The sequence below is a fragment of the Halolamina sp. CBA1230 genome, assembly GCF_002025255.2.
Taxonomy (GTDB): domain Archaea; phylum Halobacteriota; class Halobacteria; order Halobacteriales; family Haloferacaceae; genus Halolamina.
Genome location: NZ_CP054587.1, coordinates 647,497 through 673,267, shown reverse-complemented (window position 1 = coordinate 673,267; position 25,771 = coordinate 647,497). Strand labels below are relative to the sequence as shown.

Below are 25,771 nucleotides of genomic sequence, written 5' to 3'. Positions count from 1 at the left end.
GAGCAGGTGTGACTCACTCGTTCCGTCGCCGGCGGGCCGCCGAGAGCTCGTCGTCGCTATGCTGGCCGTGGAGTGTCGGCGAGCCGAACCCTGCGAGCAGCGCGACGAACGCCAGCACTGCGAGCACGGAGAGCATCGTCGTCGGCTGTCGCAGCAGCGTCGTCCCGACCCCATCGAGCCAGAGGAGGAAGCCGTACACCACGGCCGAGAGCACGGAGACCAGGGCACCCACGCCGTCGAACGCCCGCACGGCGTAGCCGAGCGTCGCGGTCACGAACACGAACGGCAGCGGCGCGAACGAGCGAAGCGCGAACTCGCTGCTCGTGACGGCGGAGACGGCGACGAAGAGAACCGCGAGCAGCGGTACCAGCCGCAGGAGCGCCGCCCAGAACGACCAGTACGTCACCGGCTGTTCGACGGTCAGCCAGCGATCAAACCAGCCCGGGAGCCACGGGGCCCTGGACACACTCGACGGCTGGGCGAGCACTCCCTAAAACGTGTTTATCGGCTTACCCGTCGCCGTTCTCGTCGACGATCACGACCTCGCCGTCCTCGACGCGGACGTTGATCAGCGTCTTGTAGTCGACCCGGCCGTCGAGTTCGTTCTCCCCGGCCTTCTTGATCACCGCCATCACGTCCGTCACGTCGGCGCCGATTCCGTCGAGCGCCTCGCAGATGGCCGAGAGCGTGCCGCCGGTCGAGAGCACGTCGTCGATCACCAGCACCGAGTCGCCGGCCTGCACGTCGTTGATGTACATCTCGGACTCCGAGTAGCCGGTCTGCTGGGAGAGCGACACCTCGCCCTCCAGCCCGTACTGACGCTTGCGGATCACCACGATCGGCACGTCGGTCATCAGCGAGAGCGCGGTAGAGATGTGGATCCCCATCGCGGCGGGGGTGACGATCTTGTCGACGTCCTCGAGCTCGACCTTCCGGCAGATCTTGATGACGATCTCGCGGAGCAGCCCCGGCTCCAGCGTCGGAACCCCGTCGCTGACGGGATGGACGAAGTACTGGTACTCGCCTTTCTCGATGATCGGCGCTTCCAGAAGCGACCGGCGGAGTTGATCCATGTCGCCCGTTCCGCAGGTGGCGGGTAAAACGTGGCGGTCTGCGCCGGGGGTGGGGGTGGGTTGCACGGGACTCGCCAGGGAGAGCCAGCGCCGGATCGCTTACCGTAATCCGGTTATTTCCCCTCGAGCCGACCCTTCCCGTCGTCGACGAGGCTGGGGTGAGTGCGCTGGCGCTGCTCGTGCTCGCCGTCGAAGTACTCCCGCATCGCCGCGCGGGACTCCGCCCGTCGGGCCGCGCGCTCGGTCTCGTCGATCTCCTCACAGCCCGGCGGCACCTCCCGGTCACGGTCGGTGAAGTACCCCTCCGGCGCGACCCAGTCGTGGTAGAACGGCGTCTCGGAGTCGTGGATCAGCGTGATCGCCGTTCGGGCGCCGTCGCCCGCCGCGACGACCGCCTGGTGGTAGCGTTCTGCGAGTCGACCCGCGGCGTACAGTCCGTCGACGCTCGTGTGGCCGTCCGGGTCGTCGTCGAGGAACTGCTTGCTGCCCGCCGAGCGGATCTCGGGCTCGACCGGATCGAGGTAGTCGGTGTTCGACCACGAGGCGGCGATCACCCTGTCGGCGCTGATCTCGTCGCCGTCCTCGGCGGTCGCAACGAACCTGCCGTCCTCTGCGTGCCGGAGCTCCGTGATCCGGCCGGCCACCAGATCGGCGCCGTTTCTGGTCGCCTGTGCGTGGAGCATATCCGCGAACAGTCGGGGGTTGACGCCCGCGGGGAACCCCGGGAAGTTCTCCAGGTGGGCGTTCCGACGGAGGATCGACTCGCCGCCGTCGTACACCAGCGTATCGAGGCCTGCTCGGGCGGTGAACAGCGCGGCGGTCAGGCCGGCGATCCCGCCGCCGACGATCAGGACGTCGCGGTGCTGTGGCTCCTCGTCGCTCATCGTGTCGGTGGATTCGGACATGCTTCCCCGGACACCCCACGGGGGGTTAGGAACTTCGGAGTTCGGGGAGCCCGTTGCGCCCGATCCAGAGCACGACGTTCGCGCCGACCAGCGCGTAGATGAGGTAGCCATCGCTCAGGATGCCCATACAGACCACTGCCCCCGCCACCAGCACCGGGAACGCGGAGAGGTTGCCGTCGCGGTCGTGGGTGATGGCCGCCCACACCACCGTCGCCGCCGCGACACCGCCCAACAGCGCGTTCCCGAGGACGAACACGCTCGACAGGAACACCCCCACCGCGACGGCGGCTACCAGCCACTTGGTCGTCGTTTCCACTACCCGACGTTTCTCGGTCGCGGAGGAAAGGGTTCCTACTCTCCTCCGCGGTGGCGAACAGGCGGTGCTTCCCTCCCCGGAGCGACACACCACACACCCGCTCCCCGCTCCGGGGCTTCAGTCAGATCACGGGGCGGGTGCTCGCCCGATCGTACTTGAAGAACGGGAACGGCGAGATCAGTCGCCCAGCCCGGCCGACCGTTGCCGGGCTGATCAGTCGTCGTCGTCATCGTCGTCCGTTTCGAGCATGTCCGTTCGCTCGGCAGCGCGTTCGCGAGCGCGCTGGACGAACTCCTCCGGCAGGTCGTCGATCTCGCCGGCCTGTACCCCCCAGAGTTTGGCGTAGAGACCGTCGGCTTCGAGCAGTTCCTCGTGATCGCCGCGCTCGACGATCTGACCGTCCTCCAGCACGAGGATCGTGTCGGCGTCCCGTACCGTCGAGAGTCGATGGGCGATCTCGAACGTGGTGCAGTCCTCGCTCAGGCTGTCGAGGCTGCGCTGGATCAGCATCTCGGTCTCCGTGTCGACCGCGCTAGTGGCCTCGTCGAGCACGAGGATGTCCGGGTCCTGCAGCATCGTCCGGGCGATCGAGAGCCGCTGCTGCTGCCCGCCCGAGAGCTTCACGCCGCGTTCGCCGATTCTGGTGTCGTACCCGTCCGGAAGCGACTCGATGAACGCGTGTGCCTCCGCCGCTTCGGCGGCTTCGACGACCGCCTCACGGTCAGCGTCGAACCGGCCGTAGCGGATGTTCTCGGCGACCGTCCCGTCGAACAGGAACGTCGACTGGGAGACGTAGCCGACGTGGCTCCGCAGCGTCTCGAGCGAGAGCTCCCGCAGGTCGTGGCCGTCGATTCGTACTGCGCCGTCGACGGGGTCGTACAGCCGCAGCAGCAGCTTCAGCAGCGTCGATTTCCCGGCACCCGTGGGACCGACCAGCGCCACGTCCTCACCGGGGTCGGCCTCGAACTCGATGTTCTCGAGCACCAGCTCCTCGGGTTCGTCCTGCTCGACGTCGGCGTAGCCGAAGCTCACGTCGTCGTACTCGACGCGCCCCTCGACGTCGTCGAGTTCGACCGGGTCGTCGGTCTCGGTGATCTGGGAGGGGATGTCCATGAGCCCGAAGATACGCTCGGAGGACGCCTTGGCGTTCTCGTACTGGTCGATGATGTTCGACACCTGTGCCAGCGGCGTGACGATGCGCTGGGTCATCAGCACGAACACCACCAGATCCCCGCCGCTGAGGTCCCCACTGAAGAACCAGGGCGCTCCCTGGAACACCCAGAGCCCGCCGACGATGAACGTCACGGCGAAGGAGAGCCCCGCCAGCAGCTCCATCCCCGGCCGGTAGATGTAGCTCAGTCGCAGCACGGCCATCGTGTCCCGGAAGTAGCGCCACGACGCGCTCTCGACGCGCTCGCTCTCGTAGGACTCGGTGCCGCTGGTCTTCACCAGTTCGACGCCGGCCAGCGCGTTCTCCAGTCGCGTGTTGAGGTTGCCGACGCTCGCCCGTCGGTCGACGTACCGCGGTTCGACCGCGCGCATGAACCACGCCGTCAGCGCGACGATGGCGGGGACGACCACCAGCGTCACGAGCGCGAGCTGTCGATTCAATGAGAACAGGATCAGCGCGATCCCGAGGATCATCACCGACAGCCGGATCGAGTTCTGGAGCCCGTTGTCGAGGAAGTTCTCGAGGTTGTTGGCGTCGTTGTTCAGCACGGACATGACCTCTCCCGTCTGCTTGTCGTCGAAGAACGTCATGTCCAGCCGCTGCATCGTCTCGAAGCTGTCCGTCCGGACCGCGTGCATCACGCGGTGGGCGTAGTTGTTGGCGGCAATGCCGTACAGCGTCGTGAACACCGCGGTCACGACGAACGACCCCAGGATCAGCTCCACGGAGAACCAGAACTGCGCGGTGTCAGTCTCGGGGATCCACGCGGCCGGGAAGAACGGGATGGTGTACGCTCCGGTGTCCTGAAACACGCTGTCGAGCGCTGCCCCGAGGATCACCGGCGGCAGCAGGCTGGCCGACCGGGCGATGATGTTCCCCACCATCCCCACGATCAGCCACCGCACCCGCCCCGCGCTGTACTCCGTGAAAAGACGGTAGAGCGGTCGTTCGACGCGCTCCCGGTAGACGTCGAACACGCTCCCCTCCTCCGCACTCATTACGAACCGAAACCTCGCGCCACCGGAAGAACCCATCGAAGCCGGCCGGCCCCACCGGCAGGGGGACCGCCTGTATCGACAGTGACGGCGGGGTGGCGGCGTCGATCCGTTTCGGTCGCGACGGCACGGGAACCGCGATCCCCGAAGCTAAACCGCTCCCGCCGCGTGGCTCGGGTATGGAGCGCCTCGCCGTCGAGACCGTCGTCTACCGACCCCCCGAGGAGGTGTACGAGTTCCTCGCCGACTTCCCGGGGTACGCGAACTACTCCGAGTACCTCGACCGCGTCGACGAACTCGACCCGGACACGGACGAGTGTGCGCGGTACGCGCTGCAGTTCTCGTGGTGGAAACTCGAGTACACCGCACGCTCGGCAGTGACCGAGACCGTCGAGAACGAGCGCATCGAGTGGGAGCTACTGGGCGATTTCGACGCCAGCGGTCGCTGGCTGGTCGCGGAGCGCTCGCTCCCCGCGGACGCCCCGGAGTGGGCGGAGACGGCGACCGCAGTCCGGTTCGAGGTGGCGTACGCCCCCGAGACGGTACACAGCGGGCTCGTCGACCTCCCGACGCTGGTGTCGCTGGACTGGGTGGTCGAGAAGGTGAAACCGCTGATCGAGTCCGAGGCGCGAACCGTCGTCGAGCGCGCCGCGGCGGACCTCGAAGGCCGGTCGCGGTCGGTCGACCTCACCGTCGAAACGGGAGCGGAGACGGAGCAGTCGGAGTTCCCGGCCGAAGAGAAAGCGTGATACGCTGGGGGGCAGTGGCTTCCGCCAAGTGACCAACTCGTGCGTGTGATCATCGTCGGCGCCGGCCAGGTCGGGGAGAGCATCGCTGCCGACCTGAGCGAGGCCCACGACGTCGTGATAGTGGAGCAGGACCCCGATCGCGTCGAGGAGCTCAACTACGGGCTCGACGTGCTCGCCGTCGAGGGCGACGGCACCAGCCTCAGTGCCCTGGAGGAGGCCGACGTGACCGAGGCGGACATGGTGATCGCCTCGACCGACGACGACGAGACCAACATCGTCGTCTCCTCGACGGTGAAGGCGGTGTCGGACGCGTTCACCATCGCCCGGGTGAAAAACACCCAGTACCTCCGGACGTGGCAGCGGTCGCGGGCAGCGTTCGGCGTCGACTTCATGGTCTGTACGTACCTGCTCGCCGCGGAGTCGATCGTCCGGGTCGTCGGCCTGCCCGCCGCCCGCGACGCGGACATGTTCGCCGACGGGCGCGTCGAGATGGCGGAGTTCGACGTGGGCGAAGAGTCGCCGATCTCGGGGCAGTCGGTCGCGGAGGCGGACACGTACGACTCGCTGACGTTCGCCGCGATCGTCCGCGACGAGGAGCTGTTGATCCCGACGGGGACCACCGAGATCCACGCGGGCGACCGCCTCGTGGTGATCGGCACGCCCCGCAGCGTGCGCGCGTTCGCTGGCGACGTCGCCCCCCACGAGTCGGCGCTCTCCGGCGAGGTGGTGATCGTCGGCGGCAGCGAGATCGGCTACCACGTCGCCAGACTGCTCTCGGAGCGGGGTGTCACGGCGCGCCTGATCGAGCAGGACCCCGACCGAGCCCGCTGGCTGGCCGAGGAACTCCCCGACACGATGGTGTTGGAGACCGACGCGACCGACATCGAGTTCCTCGAGCGCGAGCATATCGGCGACGCCGAGGTGATCGTCTCCGCGCTCGACTCCGACGAGAAGAACCTCCTCGCGTCGCTGCTGGCCGAACGCGTCGGCACCGAACGCAGTATCGCCGTGATCGACCAGTCGGAGTACGTCGAACTGTTCGAGGCGGTCGGGATCGACGTGGGCGTCAACCCCCGCGAGGTCGTCGCCGAGGAGATTACCCGATTCACCCGCGCTGGCGGCGCCGAGAACGTCGCGCTGGTCGAGAACGGGCTGGCGGAGGTGCTGGAGGTCGAGGTCGACGACGACAGCCCGCTGGTGGGCGAACCGATCCGGGAGTCGATCCACTCGCTGCCCGCTGACGTGGTCATCGGCGCCATCAGCCGCGACGGCGAGTACGTCGTCCCGCGCGGGGAGACCGAGATCGAACCCGGCGACCACGTCGTGCTGTTCGTCGAAACCGAGGACGCCGACAAGGTGTCTGCGGCGCTGTAGCGCCGGCTTTGCCCGTCGAGACCGAAACAGTAGCTTGAAGCGCCGAACGCGTTTTCGCTCGGACAACCGTGTCGATACGCGTCGATTACCGCGCCAGCTTGAGCCTCGTCGGGACGGTGCTGAAGTACCTCTCGGTGCCGCTGCTGCTCCCGGTCGTCGTCGCGCTGTACTACGGCGAGACGCTCGCCCCGTTCCTGCCCACCATCGCCGTCACGCTCCTCGTCGGCTGGGGGCTCGAACGGCTCGCCCCCGAGCCGGATATCGCCGCCCGCGAGGGGTTCCTGATGGTGGCGGCGACGTGGCTCGCGGTCGCGCTCGTGGGCACGATCCCGTACCTGATCGAGGCCCACGGCATCCCGCTGCTGGTCGAGCCGATCCATCCCGACTCGACGCTTGCCAACCCTACGAACGCGCTGTTCGAGTCGATGTCTGGGTTCTCCACCACGGGCGCGACTGTGCTGGGCAGCATCAACGTTGTCGACCACACCCGCGGCGTGATGCTCTGGCGACAGCTCACCCAGTGGCTCGGCGGGATGGGGATCGTCGTGCTCGCGGTCGCGATCCTCCCCGAACTCTCCGTCGGCGGCGCACAGCTGATGGACGCCGAGGCGCCGGGGCCGGGGATCGAGAAGCTGACGCCGAAGATCGCCGAGACCGCCCGCGTGCTCTGGGGAGCCTACCTCGCGATCACCGTGGTCGAGATCCTGCTGCTGTACGGGCTCGACCTCGCGGGGATGGCCGGGCCGAACATGAACGCGTACAACGCCGTCGCCCACGGGCTGACGACGATGCCCACCGGCGGGTTCTCGCCGCAGGCGCGCTCGATCGAGGCGTTCTCCGCCGCGGTCCAGTGGGTTATCATCCCCTTCATGGTGATCGCGGGCACCAACTTCGCGCTGATCTGGCAGGCCGTCGCCGGCTCCCCTCGCGAACTTCTCGAAGACACCGAGTTCCGCGGCTATCTGGGCGCTATGGCCGTGCTGACCGCGATCCTGACGGGGCTGCTGTTCACCGGCGGGTTCGCGTCGGGCGTGCCCGAGGGCGCGACGTTCGACGCGGCCTACCTGTCCGAGACTGCCGCCGCGATCACCGGCAACCTCGAACCGGCGCTACGCCACGCGCTGTTCCAGGCGGTCTCCATCGTGACGACGACTGGGTACGCCAGTATGGACTTCGACGTGTGGGGGGCGCCGGCGAAGTACGCCCTCCTGTTCGCGATGTTCGTCGGCGGCTCGGCCGGGTCGACCGGCGGGAGCGTGAAGGTCATCCGCTGGATCGTCGTCGCGAAGGTGCTCCGTCGCGAACTGTTCACCACGGCCCACCCCGAGGCGGTCCGCCCCGTCCGGCTGGGCGGGAACGCGCTCGACGACCGTGCGACCCGTGGGATCATGTCGTTCACGCTGCTGTACCTCTCGATGTTCTTCATCGGGGCGTTCGTCCTGTTCCTCGACGCCGCACGCGCCGGCGTCGACTTCACCGTGCTCGAAGTGATCTCGGGGACGGCGTCGACGCTGGGCAACGTCGGCCCGGCGTTCTACCGCCTCGGCCCGATGGGCGGCTACCTTCGGTTCCCGGACAGCTCCAAGCTGTTCATGGTGGTGCTGATGTGGGCGGGCCGGCTGGAGATCCTCCCGCTGCTGGTCTGTCTGACGCCGGAGTACTGGCGGCGCTGAGGGGCGTTACTCTCCGCCACCAGTTTCCGATTCCTCGTCGACGGCGTCGAGGTCCTCGATCTCCGACCCGGGAGCGTTCAGTTTGAACCGATCGACGGCGTCTTCGGCCTTGGACTTCCCCGCGTACCCCTCACCGCTATCGACGATGATCTGCCCGTTGCGGTGGCGGAGCCGCCAGCGGAACTCCCCGCTCGCGTCCTCGTACACCTCGAACGCCGCGCGGCCGATGTCCAGGACGTGCGCTTCGGGCGCGTACTCCCGAACGCGCTCGACGGCGTCCTCGACGCCCGACTTCCGGCTGTACCCCTCGCCGCTGTCGGCGACGATCTGCCCGTTGGGCGACTGCAGCCGCCAGCGGTGTTCGCCCGCGCTGTCCTCGTACGTCTCGAACATCAGCTCGTCCAGCCCCTCGCGGATGCGGTCGACCGCGCGCCGGGCGTCGCGGCGCCGCGTGTACCCCTCGCCGCCGTCGGCGAGCACGTTCCCGTTGCGGTGGACCAGCCGCCAGCGCCACTCGCCGGCGTCGTCGCGGTAGAGTTCGAACCCGGTCGGGTCGAGTCGCAGGTACTCGGCCGGGCCGGCGTACTCCTGAACGCGCTCGATCGCCTCTCGGGCAGCCCCTCGACGGCTGTACCCCTCACCGCCGTCGCCGACGACGTTGCCGTTGTCGTGGCGGAGCCGCCAGCGGAACTCACCCCGTTTATCCTCGTACAGTTCGAACGTAGTCCGGCTCTCGACGGTCTCTGGTGGCTCGAACGCCTCGCCCGCGTCGGCGAGTTCCGCCTCGGACTCGACACGCAGCAGCGTCGCGCCCAGCGCGTCCCGCCGGACGCGCTCGATCCCCTTCTGGGCGTTGTGGCGCCGGCTGTACCCCTCGCCGCTCGTGGCGACGACCTGCCCGTTGCGGTGGCGGAGCCGCCAGCGGAACTCCCCACCCTTGTCCTCGTACAGCTCGAACCGGGACTGGCTCTGTCGGAGCGACCAGAGCCGCGCGGCGAGGTCGGCCTCGTCGGTCTCCGAATCCGCGAGATCCTGCGAGAGCGCCGTGACGGCCGACCCCAGCCACGCCGCGGCGTCGTTCGAGGACGCCAGTTCGCGCCGGAGGTCGGCGACCCGAGCGGCGAGGTCGGCCTCGTCGGCCGCGCTGTCTTCGAGCACGTCGTCGAGCTCGGCGAGTTCGCGCTCGAGGTCGTCCGCCTCCGCGGCTCGGCCGGCGCCGGAGAGCAGCGGAATCAGCACGCCGCCGGCGCCGACGAGCAGCAGCCCGAGCCCGTACAGCCCGATCACGACCGCGTTCCCGCTCCGGAGCGACCAGCCGCCCGGGAACACGGCGACGAAGTAGGCGACGCCGATCGCCGCGACCGTCGCGCCGACGGCGACCAGCGTCGTCGCCGTCGGTTCGAGCGGGAGCCGGATCACCGGCCCTACGAGCAGCAGGATCAGCCCGATGCCGACCCCGACCATCGAGAGCTGTCTGATGCCGCCCTGTGGATCGCTCGCGAGGAAGAGCAGGACGCCAGCGACCGCCAGGACGAGCCCGGCCACGAACAGCCAGTACCCGCGGACCTCGTCGTCGGTCGTCGGCTCTCCGATCCGCGTTCGGTACAGCGCCCGTAGCGTGCCGTCGTCTGGTTCAGTTGACATGGCCACGAACCTGTTTCTCCTCTGAGGGTTTATACTTCCCCCTAGATCACGGGCGATAGACTGACTCTGCGTGGTTCTCCGGCTTCGTTCGGTCGACCACCGCCGGAATATGCACTGCGTCGCGGTGTCGCTCGGTGGACGCTTTCACCACCGCGATCTCGACCTCCGCCCGCACCTGCGTCGCTACTCCACGGTGACGGATCGGGCAACCGGCGAAGAACACGTCGTCGGCGCGGCGCTAGGGGCTCGGCGTCTGGACCGACGAGAGGTACGCGGTGAGGTCGGAGGTGGTGATCATCCCGATCAGCCCCTCCTCGTCGTCGACGACCGGCATGTGGTGGAAGCTGGCTTCGATCATCCGGTCGGCGACCTCCCGGATCGAGTCGCCGGCCTTGGCCGTCTGGACGTCCCGGGTCATGTACTCCTTCACGGGCGTCTGGTCCTTGGGCTTCTGGCCGGCGACGATGGAGACGAAGTCCGTCCGGGTGAGGATCCCCTCGAGTTCGCCGTCCTCGTCGATGACGACCACCGAACCGATCGCGTTGTCGAGCATCACGTCGGCGGCCTCCTCGACCAGCGTGTCGGGCGTGACGGTTTTCACGTCGCTGCTCATCAGCCGTCCCACGAACAGGTCCTCGATATCGTCCATGTCAATATACAGCACGACACGGGGGATAACCCTTCCCCTCCAGCGTCGCTCGCCGGCACCGCGCGTGACCGAGGGGCACGCTTTTGCCCGGGCCAGGAGCTCACCATGCGACGGGACGAGGAACCGAGCCCTGACGAACCCGACGTCTCGGAGTCGGTGACGATCTCGCTGCTGATCTCGGCGGCCGCCACCGTGCTCGTCTACTTCGGGCTCTGGGGCGGGTCAGTCCCCGCAATCACTCGCACCGCCGCGGCGCTGGCGGTCGCCGTCGGCCTCCCGGCGGGGGTGCTGTTCTACTACCGTGGGACGCGCTCGACGCGCCTCGACGACCTGCCGCCGCTGGCGGTGCTGATCGCGGTCGGGATCCCGCTGTACATCCTCTTCCCCGAGAGGCTGCCGCCGTTCGTGGCGCTGGCGATCGTGGTCGCCGTCTGGACCGACACCGCGATCCGCGCTGCGGTGAAGTACGTCTGACTGTCGATACGCCTTTGGGGGCAGCGCCGCCAGACGCCGACGTACCCGCGCCTCCCATGCCCGCCATCGAGACCACCGACCTGACGAAGGAGTACGGAGACACCGTCGCCGTGTCCGCCCTCGACCTCGACGTTGAGGCCGGCAGCGTGTTCGGTTTCCTCGGCCCCAACGGCGCCGGCAAGACGACGACCATGCGGATGCTGACCGGGCTCGTCCGCCCGACTCGCGGCCGCGCGACCGTGGCCGGCGCCGACGTGACCGACCGCGACGCGCTCCGGCCCCGGATCGGCTACCTGCCCGAGGAGCCGCCGCTGTACGACCACGCGACGGCGTACGAGCAGCTCGACTACGCCGCCGGTCTGCGTGATCTCGACCCCGAGCGGGCGAGCGACCGTGTCGACGACCTGCTCGACCGCCTCGACCTCCCGCCCGAGGACGCCGCGGGTCGGATCGCGGACTACTCGAAGGGGATGCGCCAGAAAGTCGCCTACGTGCAGGCGGTGCTGCACGAACCGGACGTCGTGTTCCTCGACGAACCCACCTCCGGGCTCGACCCCCGCGCGGCCCGGACGCTCCGGGAGCTGATCGTCGAGCTCGCCGACGGCGGGACGACTGTGTTCCTCTCGACACATATCCTCCCGGTGGTCGAGGAGGTCGCCGACGAGGTGGGGATCCTCTACGACGGCGAACTGGTGGCCAGAGGCAGCCCCGAGTCGCTGGAGCGCCGGGCGGAGACCGGCGAGACGCGCTCGCTCGAGGACGCGTTCCTCGAACTCACGACCGACGAGCCGGTCGCCGGCCCGACGACGGGCGGAGGGGACGGGTCCGATGGCTGAGCCGAACTGGCCCCGGCACGCGCTCCGGGCCGGCGTCTTCGAGTACCGGCGCTCGGCCCGCGCGATCCGCGAGGACACCGGACGGCTGGTGTTGCTGGCCGGGAGCGTCCTGCTCCCGACGCTGCTGCTCGGCGGGATGGCGGCGCTGTTCGCGCCGATCCTCCGCGAGAACGTCCCGACCGGGCACGCGGTGCCGCCGGCGCTGCGGGGCGGTGTGGCGCTGTTCTGGCTGTTCGGCGTGTTCCTGCTGGCCCAGCGGGCGGCGTCCGTCCACAGCGAACCAGTCGCCGTGCCGTTCGTGCTGACGACGGTCTCGCCACGGACCGCCGTGGTCGGCGGCGTTGTCGCGGAGTCGCTGCGCGTGCTGACGTATACGCTGCCGACCGCGACGCTCGTCACCGTCGTGGGGGCGTACGCGTTCGCGTCGCCGGTGCCGCTGCTCACGGTGCCGCTGGTCGGCTGCCTGTTCGTCGCCAGCGCGGTCGTCGCCGGCCGGCTGGCTGGCTATATCGCGGCGTGGCTGGTGGCACGGGTGCCGTTCGTCGCCCGACACCGGACCGCGCTGAGCGGCGTCGTCGCGCTGGCCTTCTTCGGCGGCTACATGCTGTTCCAGCTCCCGACGATCCCCTACTCGCTCGACCCCGCGCTGCTCGGCGCCGTCCCGGTGGGCTGGATCGTCGACGTGCTGGCGGTCGGGACGCCGATCGCTCCCTCGATCGGGCACGCCGCTGGAGGGCTACTGACCGTCGCCGCGGTGCTGATCGGCGGCGGCTGGGCGGCCGAGCGGGTCGCGGCCTCGCTCTGGTTCGGCGACGAGATCGATCCGAGCGATAGCGATGGCGGGGTGGCGACTACCGCGGGCGAACGCTCGCCGGCCAGCGCGCTCGAACGGGCGATCAGCCCGCTCCGGGTGCCGCTGGTCACGGGCCGGACCCGGCAGGTGGCCCGGTGGACGCTGCTCCGTGCCCGGCGGGAGCCCCAGCGACTGAACTTCCTGCTGGTGCCGGTGTTCGCCGGCCTATCGGGGATGCTCAGCATGTTCCTGCAGGGGACGATCTCGCTGTCGGCGCTCGGCCCCGTCGTCGCGCTGATCGCGGGCTGGATCGGCGGCGCCGCGTTCGCGCTCAACCCCCTCGGCGACGAGGGGCCGGTGCTGCCGGTGACGCTGACGGCCGTCTCCGGGCGGGCGTACGTCCGGGGGCTGATCGCGCCGGTGCTGCTCTCCACCCCGATCGTCGCCGTCTTCACGCTGGTGGCGGCGGTCGGCGGGGGGTACGGCGCCGTCCCCGCGCTGGCGCTCGCGTTCGTGGGCGCGCTGCTCGCCGCCGTCGGCGCCGCGCTGGCGCCGGCGGTGGGGATGTGGTTCCCGCGGTACAGCGCGATCCGGATCGGTAACAGCGACGACGTGCGGCCCCCGCGGCTGGTCGCGGGGACGCTCCACGGCGCGCTCGTGTTCGTCCCCGGACTGGCGCTGGTGGGCGTCGTCGTCGCGCCGGGGATCGTTCGGCTGGTGCTCTCGGGCGTCGGCGCCGTGCCCGGCGCCCTGCTCGGTCTCCTGGCTGGGGAGTCGGGAGTGCTCGCCGGGGCCGCGTCGTCGTTCGACGCGGTCGGGGCGGGTATCCGATCGCTGCCGCTCGCCGTGGTCCAGGTGGGTGCTGGCGGCCTGTTGGTCGGCGGCGGCGTGCTCGCCGCGTGGGCCGCGTACCGTGAAGCGATCCGACGGTTCGACGGGCACGAGCCGTACTGATGGCCGACGACGCGCCCGATCTCGGCGCGGTCGCCGCCGCCGTCGCCTCGAACCTCGTGGCGCCGGTCGGCGTCGTCGCGCTGGGCTGGTCCGCGACGGTGTTACTCGGCGTGTTCGCGGTGGAGTTCGCGGCGCTTTCGGCGTGGTCGCTGGTGAAGATGCCGTTCGCGGCGAAGCGACCGCGGAGCTACGTCGAGCGCTCGCGGATCGCCGGCCTGCTCCACCGGGTCCGGGGCTCGATCAGCCTCCCGGGGCCGATCCCGCCGGTGTACCCGCGGAACCTCATGGTGATCATCGGGGGTGTGGTGTTCGGCGCGGTCGGGGTGGTGCTCACGCTCGCCCTGTTCGGCTACGTCGCGTCGGGCGGAGTGACCGAGCAGGAAGCCGGTGCGCTCGGCCTCGGCGCGCTCTCCGTGTTCGTGCTCCGGGGCGGCGAGACGTACATCGAGTACTTCCGGCGCCGGGGGTACCGCGACCACTCCGCGCGGTCGGCGTTCTACGAGCCGTTGACGACGCTGTTCGGCGTCGGCTTCCTGTTCGCGGCGGCGATCGCCATCGACGCCACGGGCGTCGTCGACGCCAGCCGGAGCGGGGAGGTGCTCGCACTGCTCGTGGTCGGCAAGATCGCGCTCGACGTGCGCGGACTCCAGATCGAGGCCGACGACGATCGGTACGGGATCCTGGCACGGATGTTCGGCGGGAAGGACGTCGAACTCGATCCGGAACCGATCGACGAGCCCGACGGCGAGCCGGAGCTGCGCGTTCGCCCGCCACGGGCCGCGGCGGTCGCCGACGCGGGCTTCCGAGTGATCGTCTACCTCGCGACCAACGGGATATCGCTGTTCGCGCTGGCGGCCGCCGTCGTCGCGGGGCTGATCGGCGGCCCCAGCCTGGCCCTCGCGGTCGCGGCGGCGCTGCTCCTCCCGTTCGCGGCGGCCCGGGCGCTCGCGCGCTACCTGACCTACGGCGCCGTCGAGTACCGCTGTTACGACGGGCTGCTCGTCGTCCACAGCACGCTGCTCGACGCCGGGCAGCAACGACTCCGCAGACAGGCCGTCGACGGCGTCGAAATCGACCGCGACCTCGTCGACCGGGCGTTCGACACCGAAACGCTCGACCTCGACGCCGAGGAACCGGACGAGACGCCCGACTTCGGGCTGCCCGACCCCGACGAGGACCCGGATGTCGACGTGAACACGGATCGACCCCGGACGCTCCCGCACGTCAGGGAGCCGGGAGCGATCGTCGACGCGATGGGCGTCCGGTGGATCCTGGAGCGGGAGCAGTGAGGTTAGTCACCCCGCCGGCGCCACCAGAAGCCGGCGTAGGCGGCCAACGCGGCCCCGACGAGCAGGAGCTCTGCGGCCGTCGCCACGTCCGGCGGAACGCCGGGATCGGGGATCAGCCCGAACACGCCGTCGAAGCCGACGAGCGCCAGGATCAGCAGGGCGCTCCCGGTCCGGATCAGCGCCCGCTCGGGCCAGTTCTCGGGCTCGGCACCCCAGTAGCGGGACCAGGCTTCCGCGGCGATCGGGACGAGGGCGAGGCCGCCGGCGAGCGCGAGGAGATGGGGGTGGACCATGGACGTGGTTGGACGGAGGAACGCGTAAACCCGGCGACGATCAGGACTCGTCGACCAGCGGGAACTGCGCCAGCCGGATCGCGGCCATATCGGTCAGTCCCTTCCCCGTGTAGGAGTCCTGGTGGCGCTCGAAGTGGCCGAGCATCATCCCCTCGTGGTCCGCGACGGGGATCAGGCGGATCTCGGTCCCGTCCGGTCCCACGTCGAACAGGAGGTACGACTGCGGGAACGAGCAGGTCGTCGGCGACATGATCTCGCGGACGCCCCGCTCCGTCGTCGTGGAGGGCAGGTGGAGGTGGCCCGTCACGACCAGCGGCGCGTCGTGGGCCGCGAGCGTGTCGAGCAACGGCTCGGGGTCCCGCATCGTCGGCGGGATCGCCATCTCGGGCTCGTTGGTGTCGCGGTGCTGGACCAGCTGGTCGGCCATCGTCGGGAGGTTGTGGTGGACCGCGACCAGGGGCGTGTCGAGTTCGGGCAGCGTCCCGTCGAGCCACTCGACCTGATCGTCGGTAACGAGCCCGTCGTGGGAGTCGGTCAGCCAGTCGTCGCCGCCGGCGCTGTTGAGGCCGACCACGTCGACGCCGCCGACGCGCTCGTGGAACGGCAGCCCGCCGGGCGTGTAACGCTCCTCGAACTCCGCGAGCGGGAGGTTCTCGTGGTCGTACCCGTCCTTCTCGACGTCGTGGTTCCCCGGGATCGACCGGAACGGGCTCTCGAGGTCGGCGAGGATCTCGTCGGCGGCGTCGAAGTTCCAGCGCTCGCCGTCCTTGGTGATATCGCCAACACAGAGCGTGTAGTCGACGCCGCGGTCGTTGATGTCGGCGACCGCGCGCTCGAGGTGGGCCTCGGTGTGCTCGAACAGCTTCGAGGTGCCCTCCTCGCGCGTCGAGACGTGTGGGTCCGCGACGACGGCGATACGGGTCCGGTCGTCGCTATGCGGACGGCGGAGCCGCGCCATCACGTTCCCCGGTGTGCTGCCGCTGTGGTCGACTGGATCGACGGCCATACTCGGTATGTGGCGACCCCACTGATAAGCCCACGGAGGGGTGTCGACCGACGGCGGTGGGTATATAGCGATATATAGGCATATCGTCTCACACCCACGATTTCGGGAAATACAGTCCCAAACAGATGTCCAGAGGGCAAACTATTTCTATGGTCGGTCATCGTGTTGAGACGATGCCCGAGCAGAGTACTCGGCGGTCGTTCTTGGCGGCGGCAGGCACCGGCGTTGCGGCGGCGCTCGCCGGCTGTGGCGGTAATGCACCCGATCAAACAGCGACGGAATCGCCCACCGACGAACCGGCGGGCGGCTCCGACGACACCGACACCGAGGCGGAGGGGACGCCACAGTCGGGCGGCACCCTCCAGATGATGGCGACCGGCTCCATCCAGACGCTGGACCCGATCAACGCGAAGGGGTCCGGCGCCGGCTACAACCAGTACAACCAGCAACTGTTCCAGTTCCCGGACGGGGAGTACCCGCCGGAGCCGGCCCTCGCGGAGGATTACGAGCTCTCCGAGGACGGCCTCACCTACACGTTCTCGCTGCGTGAGGACGCGACGTTCCACAACGGCGAGGACGTGACCGCACAGGACGTGGTCTACTCCTACCGCCGGCTCGCGGAGTCGGAGAGGTCCCGGAACCGCGACGACATCGTCGGCGAGACGATGACCATCGCCCACGAGAAGGACGCGAGCCTCGCGCCCCCGGAGGACGAGACGACGCTCGCCGACGTGGTCCCGAACTCGCTGCAGGTCGAGGCCGTCGACGACTACACGTTCGAGATGACCCTCCGGAGCGAGTTCCAGTGGACGCTGTTCCAGATCGCGGGCGGCACGTTCGCGATCCTCCCCGCGAACTCGGTGGGCGACATCGAGGGGCACGACGGCGAGTACTCCTACAACGAGTTCTTCAGCACCGCGGGCGACGGCCCCACCTTCGCCGGCGCCGGCGCCTTCGAGGTCGACACCTGGAGCAAGGGTGACGCGATCACGCTGTCGGCGTTCGACGACTACTACGGCACCCAGCCCCAGATCGACGAGATCGTCTACACCGTCGTCCCCGACGGCAACACTCGACTCAATCGCTTCGAGAACGGTAACGCCGACATCCTCGAAGGGATGCCGACGGCCTCGTTCACGCCGGGCAACGTCAGCATCGAGGAGGAGGAGGGTAACAAGTCCCTCGGGACGTACGACCTCGGCGGCCAGACGGTCAACTACGGCCAGATCCCGGCACTGACGACGGAGTATCTGGTGTTCAACACGCTCGAGGTCCCGCTGCCGGTCCGGCAGGCGTTCGCCTACGCGCTGAACCAGCACTCCGTCGCGGAGAACGTGTACAAGGGGACCGCCACGCCGGCGTACCACATCACGCCGCCGGCGGCCTACCCCACCTTCGAGGAGGGCGTCGACGCGAACGACACGTACATTCGTCACGCGGAGGAGGGGTACCAGTCCAACCTCGAGGGGGCCGCCGACGGCTACCCGTACGGCTACGCCGAGACGGACATCGAGTCCGCGCGGCAGGTGATGGAGGACGCCGGCTACAGCTCCGACGACCCGTTCGAGATCACGGCGACCACCATCTCCGGCAACAGCGGGTACCAGCGCGTGTTCACCCGACTGCAGCCCAAGCTTCGGCAGGCTCACATCGAGATGGAGATCACCGAGGCGCAGTTCGGGACCATTATCAGTCAGGCCATCGGCGGCAGCATGGAAGTGTTCGCGCTGGGCGACGGGATGGAGTACCCCGGCCCGGAGAACTTCCTGCGGTTCCTCTTCGGTGAGAACCCGTCGAACCAGTTCACGCGGTGGGGCGCCGAGGGGAGCTACTTCGACGAGGAGCTGCGACAGACCACGATGGAGGCGTGGCAGGAGAACTACGCCGCCGAGGACTCCACGGCGGAGTCCGAGGCCGAGGCGTTCCAGACCGTCGAGGAGGGGAACTGGCTCTCGATGCAGGAGCTGCCGATCGTCAACCCCGCCAGCCAGCGCTTCTGGCACCAGGACGTCGACGTGGAGATGTACGGCGTCATGGAGAACCAGACGTTCACCGACCTGACGCTCGAGCGGTAGCTCGGTAACCGGCCGTCTTTTCAACACCCCCTTCCTACCCCTTGCTCGAACGCACACGAATGCACGAAACACGCGGCCTCGACCTCCGGAACGCGCGCATCGAACAGCCGACCGACGGAGGCCAGACGTGAGCAGAGCCAAGTACCTCGCAAAGCGCCTGCTCATGGCGATCCCAGTCGTGTGGCTCGGAACGTCGATGACGTGGTTCATCATCTTCATGGGGCCGATCGACCCGGCCGCGCGCCTGCTGAGCGAAGGGCAGGTTCGCAACCCAGCCGCGTACGAGGCCGCCCAGACACAGTTGGGACTGAACCAACCCCCCCTCCAGCACTACGTCGACTGGCTCTCGAGCCTGCTCGTGTTCGATCTCGGCCGGACGTGGCTGCTCTACCAGGGGTCGAACGTGAACGCGCTGATCATCGACTTCCTCCCCCGGACGCTCTGGCTGGGGTTCTGGTCGGTGCTGATCGCGATCTTCATCGGCGTCCCGCTGGGGTTCTACGCGGGGATGCGGTCGAACACCGCCGCCGACTACGTCGCCTCGATGGGGGGGATCGTCTGGCGGGCGATGCCCAACTTCTGGCTCGGTATCATGCTGCTCGCGGTGCTGGGGAGTTCGGAGGCGATCTTCGGAATCAACTGGGAGACGCTCGGTCCGAACCTCACGACCGGCATCTCGGGCAACCCCGATCTCAGCTACCTCTCGGGGAACCCGCTCGCCTTCTTCACGAACCCCACCGCGACCTTCCAGGCGATCAAGAAGGTGGCCCCCGCAGCGATCGTCCTCGGGTCGGCGTCGATGGGCAACGAGATGCGTATCGGCCGGACGGCCGTGCTGGAAGTGAAGAACCAAGATTACGTCGAGCTCGCGAAGGTCAAGGGCGTCTCCGACCGCTCGCTCGTGTACAAACACATCCTCCGGAACGCGCTGGTGCCATTGGTCCCGATCATCACCAGCGAGGCGTTCCTGCTGATCGGCGGTAGCGTGCTCGTCGAGTCCGTGTTCGGGATCAACGGGATCGGCTACCTGTTCTTCCAGGCGGCCATCCAGGGCGACCTCCCGCTGGTCGGGACGCTGATGTACGTATTCATCCTTATGATCGTCGGAATCAACCTCATTCAGGACGTGCTGTACACGCTGATCGACCCCCGCGTCGGGCTGGAGGGCGAGTGAGATGTCGGTACGAACCGAAAACGTCGTCGAGACGCTCACTGACGGCCGGACCGCAGTGTGGGCCGCCGTCGGCGCCCTCCTCTTCGTGCTTCAGGTCGGCGCGCTCGCGAACTTCGTCGTCAGCATCCTCGCCGACGCCCTGCTCGCGCTTCCCGGCGTCGACAGCGTCGGCTTCCTGACCGCCGTCGAGAACGCGGTCCGGTCGATCCCCACGCTGCTCTCCCGCGAAACGATCCCCAACGAGGGGTACTACAACGGGAGCGGCTACGAGGGGACGTTCCTCGGGCTCGCACCCGCGATGGCGTGGGCGCTGCGTGTGGCCCTCGTCTACCTCTACGCGTTCGTCACCCTCGGCTGGGTCGTCTGGGGACTGCGGATCTACCGCCAGGAGCACCGCGCCGCCGACTGGACCCCCCGCGACGACATGTTCGACCGCTTCCGCGGCCACAAGTGGGGGATCTTCGGGCTGCTGATCGTGTTCATGTTCGTGACGATGGCGGTGTTCGCGCCGGCGCTGGGGCCGACGACGGTCGACCAGAACATGCGCAACTCCTACGGCCACGAGATCAGCTACTGGGACAGCGAGAGCGGGTCGGTCGAGGAGATCGTCGTCGGCCAGGCGAACGTCAACTCCCTCTCGGTGGGGAACAACCAGAACATCGGGCCGTGGACGTACGACGACTACGGCCGGTTCCACCCGTTCGGGACGATGCAGAACGGCAGGGACCTGTTCACCTTCTTGGCGGTCGGCTCACGCATCTCCCTGGTGATCGGCGTGCTCTCGGTCGCGCTGAGCGCGTCGATCGCCGCCTCGCTCGCGCTCACCTCGGCGTACTACAAGGGCCGGATCGACCTGGGGATGGTGCTGGTCTCCGACGCCGTGATGGCGATGCCGCAGTTGCTGTTGCTGATCATGCTGACCACCGTGCTCAGGGAGACGTGGATCAGCGACGTGTACAGCGGCGGCTTCCTGCTCGCGCTCATCTTCGCCTTCACCGGCTGGACGTACATGTGGCGGTCCATCCGTGGGCCGGCGCTGCAGATCGCCGAGCGCGAGTGGATCGACGCGGCCCGGAGCTTCGGGCAGACACCGATCACGATCATGCGCAAACACATGCTCCCCTACGTCACCGGCTACCTGCTGATCTACGGCTCGATGACGCTGGGTGGCGCGATCATCTCCATCGCGGGGCTCTCCTACCTCGGGTTAGGGGTGCAGCCGCCGACCCCCGAGTGGGGGCGGGCGATCAACCTCGGACAGGACTACGTCCGTACCGGCTCGTGGCATATCTCGCTGATCCCCGGCATCCTGATCACGCTGGTCGTGACCGGGTTCAACGCGCTGGGTGACGGGATCCGCGACGCGATCGACCCGCAGTCCGACAGCGCCGGCGGCGAGACAGCCGGGGCCGGGGGTGGCGCGTGAGCGACACGCTACTCTCCGTCGAGAACCTCCGTACGGTGTTCCACACCGACAAGGAGACGATCCGCGCGGTCGACGGCGTCAGCTTCGACGTCGAGCGCGGCGAGACCGTCGGCCTCGTCGGCGAGTCCGGGTCGGGCAAGTCCGTCACCGCCCGCTCGGTGCTCGGGCTGATCGAGGAGCCCGGCGTGATCGAGGAGGGGTCGATCGAGTTCCGCGGCGACGAGCTCGTCGGCGGCAGCTGGGACGAACACCGCGGCGACATCGCGATCGTGTTCCAGGACCCGATGAACTCGCTCAACCCCGTCTACACCGTCGGGAACCAGATCAAGGAGGCGCTGCGCATCCACCAGGGGCTCCGCGGCCAGGAAGCGACCGACGCCGCGATCGACCTGCTGGAGGACGTGGGGATCCCCGACGCCGCCCGCCGTGTCTCCGAGTACCCCCACCAGTTCTCCGGCGGGATGCGCCAGCGCGCAGTGATCGCGATCGCGCTGGCGTGTGACCCCGACCTGCTGGTGTGTGACGAGCCGACGACGGCGCTCGACGTGACGATCCAGGCCCAGATCCTCGAACTGCTGGACGAGCTCCAGCGCGAGGAGAACCTGGGCGTGCTGTTCATCACCCACGACATGGGCGTGATCGAGGAGACGACCGACCGCGTGAACGTGATGTACGCCGGCGAGTTCGTCGAGAGCGCGCCGGTCGAGGAGCTGTTCGACAACCCCCGCCACCCGTACACCCGGGGGCTGCTGGCGAGCATCCCCGGCCGGACCGCCGGCGACGAACGGCTGCCGACCATCGAGGGCGAGGTGCCGACCTCGACGAGCGAGCCCGAGGACTGCCGGTTCGCGCCGCGGTGTCCGTACGCGTTCGACGCCTGCGAGGAGGTCCACCCCGAACGGATCGACGTGGGCGACGGCGACGTCGACCACGAGGCCGCCTGTCTGCTGTACGACGAGCGGTTCGAGAAGTCGCCGCCCGAGGAAAAGTTCGCGGAGGACGGGGGTGAGCGCGCGTGAGCGCCGAACCGTTCCTCGAGGTCCGGAACCTGAAGAAGTACTACGACGACGGCGGGCTGCTCGGCGGCGACCCCGTCAAAGCCGTCGACGGCGTCAGCTTCGACATCCGCGAGGGTGAGACGCTGGGGCTCGTCGGCGAGTCCGGCTGCGGGAAGACGACGCTGGGCCGGACCATCCTCAACCTCGAGACCGCGACCGAGGGCGAGGTGGTCGCCGACGACACCGACGTGACCAGCATCTCGGGGCGGGAGCTCCGGGAGTGGCAGAGCGAGGCCCAGATGGTGTTCCAGGACCCCGAGGCCAGCCTGAACGAGCGGATGACCGTCGGCGAGATCATCCGCGAGCCGCTCGACGCCCACGACTGGCCGGATCTCGCGGTGTCGGTTAGCGACGACCGCGAGGTGTCGGGCAAGCGCGTCCACCGCGCCGAGGACGGCGAACGCCCCGACATCACCGTCGGCGTCGACGACAGCGTCAGCATCCGCGAGGACGCGCCGCTGTCCGACGACGACGTGACGGTCGACGCCGACGAGTTCGAGATCCACGTCGAGCTCTCCAAACACGCCTCGGAGATGCGCGAGGATCGCGTGCGGTACCTGCTCGAACAGGTCGGGCTGCGGGAGGAGCACTTCTACCGCTACCCCCACCAGTTCTCCGGTGGGCAGAGCCAGCGCGTCGGGATCGCCCGATCGCTCGCGCTCGAACCGCGGTTCCTCGTGCTCGACGAGCCCGTCTCGGCGCTCGACGTCTCGGTGCAGGCCCGGATCATCAACCTCCTCGAGGACCTCCAGGAGGAGCTGGGACTGACGTTCCTGTTCATCGCCCACGACCTGAGCGTCGTCCGCCACATCGCCGACCGCGTGGCGGTGATGTATCTGGGCGAGGTGATGGAGCTCGGGCCGACCGAGCAGTTGTTCACCGACCCCGCCCACCCTTACACCGAGTCGCTGCTGTCGGCGATCCCCGGCTCGATGGTCGAGACGGGCGAGCGCATCACGCTGCGTGGCCAACCGCCGAGCCCCCGCGACCCGCCCAGCGGCTGTCGGTTCTCGACGCGCTGCCCGGCGAAGATCCGCCCCGACGAGTACAGCGTCTCCGGCGAACACTGGGAGGCGCTCGACCAGCTCCACTCGGTGTTCCGGGCCCGCGCCAACGCCGAGAAGAGCATCGTCGACGTGGTCAAGGAACGGCTGGGGATCCAGGAGGTGTCGACGGTCGACGAACTGCTGCTCGAACTGTTCGACGCCGAGCGGGCCGACGACGGCGACGTCTCGCTGAACATGCCCGACGACGCGGCGTCGGTCGTGTACGAGGCCGCGGAGATGGCTCGCGCCGGCGACGAGGACGGCGCGGCGACGCGACTGGACGAGGCGTTCGGCAGCGTCTGCAGCGAGGAGCATCCCGACGCCAACGACGTGGGCGAGGGACGCCAGAGCCGGTGTCTCCGCCACCGCGAGGAGTACGAGGACCCGGGCCCGGTGATCGACCAGCGCTACCGGAGCTGAGCCGCACGCTCGAACCGACAGGGCTTACGCCACGGGCACGTACCTTCGTCCGTGTCCGGTTCGTCCGCCTGCGACCTCTGTGACAACCCCGTCCCGGCGCACCGCGAGGGGCCGTTCTGCTCGGCGGGCTGTCGGTCGGTCGCCGAGACGCTCCCGGAACCCACCGCCGACGCCGAGCCCCGGCCGGCCGACGACGCGCCCGATGGGACCACCTCGACTTTCTTCGCCGTCGACGGGATGCACTCCGCGACGTGTGAGGCGTATCTCGAAGCCGTCGCGTGCGGGATCGACGGCGTCGTCGACGCCGACGCGAGCTACGTCACCGAGTCCGTCCGCGTCGACTGTGACGGCGAGCCGCCGATCGAGCGCCTGACCGAGGCGCTCTCCGGTCTCGGCTACGACGCCACGCTCCGCGAGGAGCGCGACCCAGGGAGCGCGGTCGACACCGACGGCGGCGTCGTCAACGGCGCGCTGGGCTACCGCTACGCCGCCGGCGTGGTGTTCGCCACGTTCCTGCTGATCCCCTACGCCGTCGTGTTCTACCCCTCCCATCTCGCGGCGCTGCTGGGCTTCGCCGACCCGCTGGGCGGCGACGCGAGCGTCACGACGGTCGTCCCCGTGTTCCTCGTGTTGACGTTCGTCGTCATCGTCGTCACCGGCGCGCCCGTGCTCCGGGACGCCTACATCGCCATCGTGCTCCGGAAACCCAACACGGGGCTGCTCGTCACCCTGACCGCGATCGCGGCGTACCTGTTCGGGCTCGCGGGCTACTTCGCGGGCATCTTCGGCGCCTACTACGACCTCGCGGTGGTCGCGGTCGCGGGCGTCACCGGGGCGACGTTCTACGAGTCCCTCGCCAAGCGCAACGCCGCCAGCGCGCTGACCGACCTCACGGTCTCTCGCGTCGAGGAAGCGACCCGCGAGACCGCCGCCGGCACCGAGACCGTCCCGGTCGAGCATCTCGAACCGGACGACCGCGTGCTCGTGCCCGAGGGCGAACGCGTGCCCGTGGACGGCACGCTCGCCGAGGGCGAGTGTACCGTCGACGAGGCGGTCGTCACCGGCGAGTCGACGCCCGTCCGCAAGCAGGCGGGCGACGACCTGATCGGCGGCTCGGTCGTCACCACGGGTGCGGCGACGATGACCGTCGGCGACGACGTACGGAGCAGCGTCGACCGACTCGCCGCGTCGGTCTGGGGGTTCCAGAGCGCGGCCCACGGCGGCCAGCGCCGGGCCAACCGGATCGCCGAGCGCGTGGCACCGCCGCTGATCGCGGTCGCCGTCCTCGTCGGCGTCGGCGCGTTCGCCCTGAGCGGTGGCCGGGTCGCGGTGGGTATCGTCGGCCTGCTCACGACGTTCATCGCCGCCTCGCCGTGGGCGCTGGGGTTCGCGACGCCGCTGTCGGCGGGGTCGAGCGTCGCCCGCGCGCTCGACCGCGGGGTCGCGGTGTTCGACGAGACGACGTTCGAACGCCTGCGCGGCGTCGAGACGGTCGTGTTCGACAAGACCGGGACGCTCACCACCGGGAAGATGGAGGTGCTCGACCAGGACGCGCCCGCGGACCTGCTCGCTGCCGCGGCCGAACTGGAGCGACGCGCCTCCCACCCCGCGGCCGCGGCGATCGTCGACGCGTTCGGGAGCGACGACGCGCCGGCGATCGAGTCGTTCACCAGCCACCCGACGGGCGTGGAGGGGGTCGTCGACGGCCGGCGCGTGCTCGTCGGCAACCCCGACCTGTTCGCGGAGCGTGGCTGGTCCGTCCCCGACGCGGTTCAAGGTCGCGCGATCGAGGCCCGCGAGTCCGGCCGACTGCCGGTGCTCGTCGGCGAGGACGGGGAGGCGACGGGGATCGTGATCGTCGGCGACGAGGCCCGCACGGACTGGGAGGCGACGCTCGAACGCCTCGCCGACCGGGGGCTCGACGTGGTCGTGCTCACGGGTGACGACGAGTCCGCCGCCGCCGAGTTTGCCGCCAGCCCGCACGTCACCCACGTGTTCGCGGGCGTCCCCCCGGCCGGGAAGTCCGCGGCCGTGGGGCGCCTGCGGGCGGCGGGGCCGGTCGCGATGGTCGGCGACGGCACCAACGACGCGCCGGCGCTGGCCGCGGCGGATCTGGGTATCTCGCTGGGCAGCGGCACCGCACTCGCGGCCGAAGCGTCGGATCTCGCGGTGCTCGACGACCGGCTCGACGGCGTCGCCGCGGCGTTCGACTGCTCGGCGGAGAGCTACGGTCGGCGTCGCTGGAACGACCGGACCGCGCTGCTGTACAACGTCGTCGCGATCCCGCTGGCGGTCGCCGGGCTGCTCAACCCCCTACTGACGATGGGGGCGGCGGTGCTGTGCTGTGGGCTGATCGCCGGTAACTCGTTCCGGTGAGG

22 protein-coding genes are annotated in these 25,771 nt (G+C 69.3%); 13 read left to right on the top strand and 9 right to left on the bottom strand.

Annotation, left to right across the window (positions count from 1 at the left end):
- Positions 1-13: 13 nt before the first annotated feature.
- The 5 genes from B4589_RS03400 to B4589_RS03380 form a co-directional block, all read right to left on the bottom strand.
- The gene (locus B4589_RS03400; protein WP_079232954.1) at positions 14-466 is read right to left on the bottom strand and encodes a hypothetical protein; all 453 of its coding nucleotides are present in this window, start codon (positions 464-466) and stop codon (positions 14-16) included.
- Positions 467-509: 43 nt separating this feature from the next.
- A complete protein-coding gene (gene hpt / locus B4589_RS03395; RefSeq protein ID WP_079232953.1) occupies positions 510-1,073 on the bottom strand; it encodes a hypoxanthine/guanine phosphoribosyltransferase in 564 nt (187 codons plus the stop codon).
- A 113-nt stretch (positions 1,074-1,186) separates the two neighbouring features.
- Positions 1,187-1,957, bottom strand: coding sequence for an NAD(P)/FAD-dependent oxidoreductase (locus B4589_RS03390; RefSeq protein WP_079235151.1), 771 nt, complete (start codon positions 1,955-1,957; stop codon positions 1,187-1,189).
- Between the two features lie 46 nt (positions 1,958-2,003).
- Positions 2,004-2,294 carry a hypothetical protein gene (locus B4589_RS03385; protein ID WP_079232952.1) on the bottom strand — a complete coding sequence of 97 codons (291 nt, stop codon included), beginning with the start codon at positions 2,292-2,294 and terminating at the stop codon, positions 2,004-2,006.
- Between the two features lie 213 nt (positions 2,295-2,507).
- Positions 2,508-4,463: an ABC transporter ATP-binding protein gene (locus B4589_RS03380; protein ID WP_079232951.1), complete on the bottom strand. Its 1,956-nt coding sequence runs from the start codon at positions 4,461-4,463 to the stop codon at positions 2,508-2,510.
- 176 nt (positions 4,464-4,639) lie between these two features.
- Between B4589_RS03380 and B4589_RS03375 the strand changes: the two genes are divergently transcribed.
- The 3 genes from B4589_RS03375 (at position 4,640) to B4589_RS03365 (ending at position 8,256) form a co-directional block, all read left to right on the top strand.
- A complete protein-coding gene (locus tag B4589_RS03375; protein ID WP_079232950.1) occupies positions 4,640-5,209 on the top strand; it encodes an SRPBCC family protein in 570 nt (189 codons plus the stop codon).
- A 39-nt stretch (positions 5,210-5,248) separates the two neighbouring features.
- Positions 5,249-6,583, top strand: coding sequence for a Trk system potassium transporter TrkA (gene trkA / locus B4589_RS03370; protein WP_079232949.1), 1,335 nt, complete (start codon positions 5,249-5,251; stop codon positions 6,581-6,583).
- Positions 6,584-6,651: 68 nt separating this feature from the next.
- Positions 6,652-8,256, top strand: a complete 1,605-nt coding sequence (locus tag B4589_RS03365) for a TrkH family potassium uptake protein (protein ID WP_079232948.1) — start codon at positions 6,652-6,654, stop codon at positions 8,254-8,256.
- Positions 8,257-8,262: 6 nt separating this feature from the next.
- On the opposite strand, the gene B4589_RS03360 is transcribed toward B4589_RS03365, so the two are convergent.
- Both B4589_RS03360 and B4589_RS03355 read right to left on the bottom strand, forming a co-directional pair.
- Positions 8,263-9,900, bottom strand: coding sequence for a DUF1508 domain-containing protein (locus tag B4589_RS03360; protein WP_079232947.1), 1,638 nt, complete (start codon positions 9,898-9,900; stop codon positions 8,263-8,265).
- Positions 9,901-10,138: 238 nt separating this feature from the next.
- The gene (locus B4589_RS03355) at positions 10,139-10,540 is read right to left on the bottom strand and encodes a CBS domain-containing protein (RefSeq protein ID WP_079235150.1); all 402 of its coding nucleotides are present in this window, start codon (positions 10,538-10,540) and stop codon (positions 10,139-10,141) included.
- Positions 10,541-10,654: 114 nt separating this feature from the next.
- On the opposite strand from B4589_RS03355, the gene B4589_RS03350 reads away from it, so the two are divergent.
- Genes B4589_RS03350 through B4589_RS03335 form a run of 4 tightly spaced genes read left to right on the top strand, consistent with a single transcriptional unit; the run spans position 10,655 to position 14,895 of the window.
- Positions 10,655-11,023, top strand: coding sequence for a hypothetical protein (locus B4589_RS03350; RefSeq protein ID WP_079232946.1), 369 nt, complete (start codon positions 10,655-10,657; stop codon positions 11,021-11,023).
- 56 nt (positions 11,024-11,079) lie between these two features.
- Positions 11,080-11,859, top strand: coding sequence for an ABC transporter ATP-binding protein (locus B4589_RS03345; RefSeq protein WP_079232945.1), 780 nt, complete (start codon positions 11,080-11,082; stop codon positions 11,857-11,859).
- Positions 11,852-13,606: a hypothetical protein gene (locus B4589_RS03340; RefSeq protein ID WP_079232944.1), complete on the top strand. Its 1,755-nt coding sequence runs from the start codon at positions 11,852-11,854 to the stop codon at positions 13,604-13,606. The genes B4589_RS03345 and B4589_RS03340 overlap by 8 nt, the downstream gene beginning before the upstream one ends.
- Positions 13,606-14,895, top strand: a complete 1,290-nt coding sequence (locus tag B4589_RS03335) for a DUF6498-containing protein (RefSeq protein WP_079232943.1) — start codon at positions 13,606-13,608, stop codon at positions 14,893-14,895. The genes B4589_RS03340 and B4589_RS03335 overlap by 1 nt, the downstream gene beginning before the upstream one ends.
- 2 nt (positions 14,896-14,897) lie before the next feature.
- Here the strand turns inward: B4589_RS03335 and B4589_RS03330 are convergent, their stop codons facing one another.
- Both B4589_RS03330 and B4589_RS03325 read right to left on the bottom strand, forming a co-directional pair.
- Positions 14,898-15,188, bottom strand: a complete 291-nt coding sequence (locus tag B4589_RS03330) for a hypothetical protein (protein WP_079232942.1) — start codon at positions 15,186-15,188, stop codon at positions 14,898-14,900.
- A 40-nt stretch (positions 15,189-15,228) separates the two neighbouring features.
- Positions 15,229-16,194 (bottom strand): metallophosphoesterase, encoded by a 966-nt coding sequence (locus B4589_RS03325; protein ID WP_079232941.1) that lies wholly within the window; start codon positions 16,192-16,194, stop codon positions 15,229-15,231.
- A gap of 173 nt (positions 16,195-16,367) precedes the next feature.
- Here B4589_RS03325 and B4589_RS03320 point away from each other — a divergent pair, with 173 nt between their 5' ends.
- The 6 genes from B4589_RS03320 to B4589_RS03295 all read left to right on the top strand — a co-directional run bounded on the left by B4589_RS03320 (position 16,368) and on the right by B4589_RS03295 (position 25,769).
- On the top strand, positions 16,368-18,269 hold the full coding sequence (locus B4589_RS03320; RefSeq protein ID WP_079232940.1) for an ABC transporter substrate-binding protein: 1,902 nt from the start codon (positions 16,368-16,370) through the stop codon (positions 18,267-18,269).
- Between the two features lie 127 nt (positions 18,270-18,396).
- Positions 18,397-19,443 (top strand): ABC transporter permease, encoded by a 1,047-nt coding sequence (locus B4589_RS03315; protein ID WP_079232939.1) that lies wholly within the window; start codon positions 18,397-18,399, stop codon positions 19,441-19,443.
- A 1-nt stretch (position 19,444) separates the two neighbouring features.
- Positions 19,445-20,869: an ABC transporter permease gene (locus B4589_RS03310; RefSeq protein WP_079232938.1), complete on the top strand. Its 1,425-nt coding sequence runs from the start codon at positions 19,445-19,447 to the stop codon at positions 20,867-20,869.
- Positions 20,866-21,888, top strand: coding sequence for an ABC transporter ATP-binding protein (locus tag B4589_RS03305; RefSeq protein ID WP_079232937.1), 1,023 nt, complete (start codon positions 20,866-20,868; stop codon positions 21,886-21,888). The genes B4589_RS03310 and B4589_RS03305 overlap by 4 nt, the downstream gene beginning before the upstream one ends.
- Before the next feature lie 56 nt (positions 21,889-21,944).
- Positions 21,945-23,393, top strand: a complete 1,449-nt coding sequence (locus B4589_RS03300; RefSeq protein WP_394353851.1) for an ABC transporter ATP-binding protein — start codon at positions 21,945-21,947, stop codon at positions 23,391-23,393.
- A 51-nt stretch (positions 23,394-23,444) separates the two neighbouring features.
- The gene (locus B4589_RS03295) at positions 23,445-25,769 is read left to right on the top strand and encodes a heavy metal translocating P-type ATPase (RefSeq protein ID WP_079232935.1); all 2,325 of its coding nucleotides are present in this window, start codon (positions 23,445-23,447) and stop codon (positions 25,767-25,769) included.
- The last annotated feature ends 2 nt before the right edge of the window (positions 25,770-25,771 follow it).